We start from the raw sequence: 5425 nt of genomic DNA, 5'->3' as shown, positions 1-5425 counted from the left end.
CACGGCGCCCATGAGGAGGCGACCGCGGCCAATCTCGGGGCCATCGCCAACCTCGGCTTCATCGTCGGCGGCGAGGCGGTGGCGGTGGTCGATACCGGCGGCAGCGCCGCGGAGGGGCGGCGGCTGTTGGCGGCGGTGCGGCGCCAGACCCCCCTGCCGGTCCGCTACGCCATCGACACCCATTTCCATCCCGACCATGTCCTGGGCAATGCCGCCTTCGCCGGGCCGGACACCACGATCGTCGGCCACGCCAACCTGCCCCGCGGCCTGGATGCCCGCGCCGACCCCTATCTCGACGGCCTGCGCCGGGCCCTCGGCGATGCCGCCGCGGGCACCACGATCCTGCAGCCGACGCTGCTGGTGCGCGACCGGCTGTCGCTCGATCTCGGCGGCCGGACGCTGGAGCTGAAGGCCTGGCCGCCGGCACACACCGATGCCGACCTCACCGTGCTCGACGGCACGACCGGCACGCTGTTCGCCGGCGACCTGGTGTTTCTGCAGCGCGTGCCGGCGATCGACGGGTCGCTGCGCGGCTGGCTCGACGCCATCGCCGGGCTGCGCCGGGAAGCCGGGATCCGGCGGGTGGTGCCGGGCCATGGGCCGGCTTCCGCCCCCTGGCCGGATGCGCTGGAGGACGAGGAGCGCTATCTTCGCCTGATCCTGGACGAGACGCGGGCGGCGCTGGCCGCCGGGCGCAGCCTGGACCAGGCGGTGGCCACGGTCGGCCGGTCCGAGCGCGGCCGCTGGCTGCTGTTCGACGACTACAACGACCGCAATGTCGCCACGGCGTATACCGAGCTGGAATGGGAATAGACCGGAGCCTGCCCGAAACCCGCCCCGGCGGCCGTCTGACGCGGCTTTCTGCGCTTCCGGTGCTCGCGGACCCAAACGTCCGCTGCGCTCCGGTTCTCGAAAGCCACGCCAGCCGACTCACCGGACCGAGTTTCGGATCAGACTCCAGGACGGCGAAGGGAGGACATGATGCAAAAGCACGCCGCCGCGCTGGCGCTGGGCGCCCTGATGGCCCTTGTCGCCCTGGCCGGCCCCGCGCGGGCCGCGGACGACGATCCCTGGCCCGACCTGAAGACCGCGATCTTCGGCGACAAGGCGGTGGCCGACGGCAGCGCCTTCATGCGGGTCGAGGCGCCGCAGCGCGCCTATGACGCCGCGGTGGTGCCGGTCACGGTCCGCTTCGACGGCGGGCACATGCCGGCCGGGCGGATCCGCGCCGTGACCCTGGTGATCGACAAGAACCCGGCCCCGGTCGCCGCCGTATTCCGGCTGGGCGACGGCATCGCCGACCCGACCATCGGCACGCGGGTGCGGGTGAACGAATACACCAACATCCACGCCGTGGCCGAGACCGCGGACGGGTCGCTGTTCGTGGCCGCCGCCTTCGTCAAGGCGGCCGGCGGCTGCTCCGCGCCTGCGCTGAAGACGCCGGACGACGCGATGGTCCATCTCGGCGAGATGCGGACGAAGAACCTGGACGCCGTCCAGATCGGGGAGCCCAGCCGGGTGGAGCTGCTGATCCGGCATCCGAACTATTCCGGCATGCAGATGGACCAGATCAAGCGCACCTACGTGCCCGCGCGATTCGTCGAGAGCATCGATGTCAGCTATGACGGCGCCCGGCTGCTGCAGGTTGAAGGCAACATCTCGCTGAGCGAGAACCCGATGGTGGAGTTCAGCTTCACCCCGACCGGGACCGGCCGGCTGAGCGCCACGGCCAAGGATTCGGACGGCGCCGTGTTCACGGAAGCCTGGCCGGTGCCGGCGACGATGTGAGGCGGCGTGCGGACGAGAGCCCTTGCGAGACCGCGCTGGCGTGAGTCGGCTGGTGGCGGTTTCGAGAACCGGAGCGCAGCGGACGTTATAGTCCGTGAGCACCGGAAGCGGAGAAACCGCCATCAGACGGCCGCGCCAGTAGCGGTCTCGCAAGAGCTCTCAGAAGCAGCGGAAATCGGCTTCGATCTGCGCCAGGCGCAGCGTGTCGACCATGGTCTTCAGCGCCGTCATCTCGCGGAAGATGCCGGCCTGGTCGCCCGTGGCGAACTGCATGCGCAGCACCGTCTCGGCCTTCTCGTAGTCGTCATAGGGCATGATCGAGGCCACGGCGTCGATGCTGCAGGAGCAGCGCTGCAGCATCTCCTGCGTCTCGCCGTTGCTGGCCATGCAGCCGATCACGTAATCGGCCACCACCGGAGTCGGGTAGTCGTTCGCACGGGCCGGGCCGGGCAGGACGATGGCGAGGATGGCCGGGGCGAGGAGGGCGAGAACCGCGCAGCCCTTCATGGCGGAGGCTCCGAAGACGCGTCGGGCGGCCAGGACAGCAAAGAGCCTGCGGCGGGTCAATTGCTCCCAAAGTACGAGACGGGGCGGGCAGGAGGCCCGGAGGGCCGATCCGGGAGGGTGATGATGCCGCTGCGGGGCCCCGCCCGATGACCGGCGCGGTGCCGGCGGCGCTGGTCGCCAGCCTCCTCTCCGTCGTCCACGGCTACACCGGCTATCCGGTGCCGATCGATCCGCCCGCCGTGGTCCTGCTGCCGCATGCGCAGCTGGAGGCGATGGCCTGCACCCATCCCTGCGCCGTGATGGGCTTCGCCGAGCCGGGCGGCACCATCGCGCTGGACGACACGCTGCGGATCGGCGTCGACCCGGCCGACACCAGCATCCTGGTGCATGAGCTGACCCATTTCCTGCAGCGCGCCGCCGCCCATGGCGCCCCGGCCGCCGACTGCGCCGCCTGGCTGGAACGCGAGCGCGAGGCCTATGACGTGCAGTACCGGTGGCTCCGCGACACGGCCCCGAACATGCGGGAGTTCTCGATTCGGCTGGCCCGTCTCGGGACGCATCCGATGATCCCGCCCTGCCGCCCGGGCCAGGCGGCGCCGGCCGATGCCCCGGGATAGCGCTTGCCGGCCAGGCCTGTGTCCGGGTCGAGACCCCGGCCGGGGTCGCGCGGCGCGGCGGGAATCGGTCCGTTGCCCCTGGGGCGCCCGCCGCAGCATCGGCGGGGCCGGCGAAAGCCCGTCGCGCATAACTGGATCTGCGGCGGCTGTGACGGCGGAATATTTGCCGCCGGGCCGATCAGAAGGGCCGGCCGCCGCCTGTTGCGCCGCACCGTCCGGTCCGGATGCCGGCTTGACTGCACAGCCGCGCCCATGGGGCTGGCGAGGTCCCGAAGTATTGGTGGGAATGTCGTGACAATACTCGGATATTGTACTTTGGTACAAGCCGATAATCGATTTCGCGCATGCGAAATATTGCCTTCATACCAAAGAACAATGCCTTTTTGCGTGTTTGCAATTGACTGAAATTTGGCTGTTTCCGCAAAGTAGCGGCGGTCGTCTTCAAACGAAGTTCCGATGGGCCCGGGCACGAGGCCATGACGACCGGGCCCGATGGGGTGAACGACCGTCGAGGCGGATTCCCGGCGTCGCCGCGGATCCTGCATCGCGATCAATGGGAGGATAATGAATGCCCAGATTGCTGCGCATTTCCGGGTCCGCCTTGGCGCTCGTGTTCGCGCTGGCGGCGCTGCCGACCGTCGCGTCGGCCAATGACGATCTGCTGAAGTTGGAGAAGGACCCCAACCAGTGGACCCAGCCGGCGGGCAACTACGCCAACACCCGCTACAGCGCGCTGAAGCAGATCACCACCGCGAATGTGAAGAACCTGCAGCCGGCCTGGAGCTTCTCCACCGGCGTGCTGCGCGGCCATGAAGGCGGGCCGCTGGTGATCGGCGACATGATGTACGTCCATGCGCCGTTCCCGAACACGGTCTACGCCCTCGATCTCGCCGACAACGGCAAGATCGTCTGGAAGTACGAGCCGAAGCAGGACCCGAATGTCATCCCGGTCATGTGCTGCGACACGGTTAACCGCGGCGTGGCCTATGGCGAGGGAATGATCTTCCTGCACCAGGCCGACACCACGCTGGTGGCGCTGGACGCCAAGACCGGCAAGGTGGTGTGGAGCGCCAAGGACGGCGACGCGACCAAGGGCGAGACCGGCACCTCGGCCCCGCTGGTGGTCAAGGATAAGGTGCTGATCGGCAATTCCGGCGGCGAGTTCGGTGTCCGCGGCCATCTCTCGGCCTACGATATCAAGACCGGCAAGCTGGTCTGGCAGGCCCATTCCATGGGGCCCGACGCCGACACGCTGATGGACCCGCAGAAGACCACCGAGCTGGGCAAGCCGGTGGGCAAGGACTCCGGCACCTCGACCTGGCAGGGCGACCAGTGGAAGATCGGTGGCGGCACCACCTGGGGCTGGATCTCCTACGACCCCGAGACCAACCTGATCTACTACGGCTCGGGCAACCCCAGCACCTGGAACCCGGTGCAGCGCCCCGGCGACAACAAGTGGTCGATGACCATCTTCGCCCGTGACGCCGACACCGGCATGGCGAAGTGGGTCTACCAGATGACGCCCCATGACGAGTGGGACTATGACGGCGTCAACGAGATGATCCTGACCGACCAGAAGTTCGACGGGAAGGACCGCAAGCTGCTGGTGCATTTCGACCGCAACGGCTTCGGCTATACGCTGGACCGCGTGACCGGCGAGCTGCTGGTGGCCGAGAAGTACGACCCGGCGGTCAACTGGGCCAGCAAGATCGACCTGAAGACCGGCCTGCCGGTGCGCGACAAGAAGTTCTCGACCGAGGCCAATGGCGAGGACGTCAACTCGCAGGGCATCTGCCCGGCGGCGCTGGGATCGAAGGACCAGCAGCCGGCGGCGTTCTCGCCCGAGACCGGCCTGTTCTACGTGCCGACCAACCATGTCTGCATGGACTACGAGCCGTACAAGGTGGCCTACACCGCGGGCCAGCCCTATGTCGGCGCGACCCTCAGCATGTACCCGGCGCCGGGCGGCACCAACCTCGGCAACTTCATCGCCTGGGACGCGGAGAAGGGCAAGATCGCCTGGTCGATCCCGGAGCCGTTCTCGGTGTGGAGCGGTGCGCTCGCCACCGCCGGCGGCGTCGTCTTCTACGGCACGCTGGAAGGCTACCTGAAGGCGGTCGACGCCAAGACCGGCAAGGAGCTGTACAAGTTCAAGACCCCCTCGGGGATCATCGGCAACATCAACACCTATACCAGCAAGGGCAAGCAGTACATTGCCGTGCTGTCCGGCGTCGGCGGCTGGGCCGGCATCGGGATGGCGGCCGGCCTGACCAACCCGAACGAAGGTCTCGGTGCGGTCGGCGCCTATCAGTCGCTGTCGCAGTACACCCAGCTGGGCGGAACGCTCACTGTGTTCGCCCTTCCCGACTGAAGCCTCCCTGCGCCTGGAGGCGGGCTTCGGCCCGCCTCCTCTTTCTTTCCTTACCCTGCCGACCGCCGTGCCTGACCATCCGAGAGGATCGAGGATGCCTTTCCGTGCCTTCCTGCTCCACGCCGCCCTGACCGGCAGCCTG

At 68.4% G+C, this 5425-nt stretch carries 5 protein-coding genes; 4 read left to right on the top strand and 1 reads right to left on the bottom strand.

Features of this window, described 5'->3' with window-relative positions:
• Both P409_RS25465 and P409_RS25460 read left to right on the top strand, forming a co-directional pair.
• Positions 1-813 (top strand): quinoprotein relay system zinc metallohydrolase 2 (locus P409_RS25465; RefSeq protein WP_034845037.1); only part of this gene is annotated, 813 nt, incomplete at its 5' end.
• 168 nt (positions 814-981) lie between these two features.
• Positions 982-1788 (top strand): quinoprotein dehydrogenase-associated SoxYZ-like carrier, encoded by an 807-nt coding sequence (locus tag P409_RS25460; protein WP_161790471.1) that lies wholly within the window; start codon positions 982-984, stop codon positions 1786-1788.
• Positions 1789-1947: 159 nt separating this feature from the next.
• On the opposite strand, the gene P409_RS25455 is transcribed toward P409_RS25460, so the two are convergent.
• A complete protein-coding gene (locus P409_RS25455) occupies positions 1948-2295 on the bottom strand; it encodes a hypothetical protein (protein WP_034845035.1) in 348 nt (115 codons plus the stop codon).
• Positions 2296-2441: 146 nt separating this feature from the next.
• On the opposite strand from P409_RS25455, the gene P409_RS25450 reads away from it, so the two are divergent.
• On the top strand, positions 2442-2912 hold the full coding sequence (locus P409_RS25450) for a hypothetical protein (RefSeq protein ID WP_034845034.1): 471 nt from the start codon (positions 2442-2444) through the stop codon (positions 2910-2912).
• Between the two features lie 568 nt (positions 2913-3480).
• Positions 3481-5283, top strand: coding sequence for a methanol/ethanol family PQQ-dependent dehydrogenase (locus P409_RS25445; RefSeq protein WP_034845033.1), 1803 nt, complete (start codon positions 3481-3483; stop codon positions 5281-5283).
• Positions 5284-5425 lie beyond the last annotated feature (142 nt).

The organism is Inquilinus limosus MP06 (assembly GCF_000767795.1).
Classification (GTDB): domain Bacteria; phylum Pseudomonadota; class Alphaproteobacteria; order DSM-16000; family Inquilinaceae; genus Inquilinus; species Inquilinus limosus_E.
This window is presented reverse-complemented; position numbering and strand designations above follow the sequence as displayed.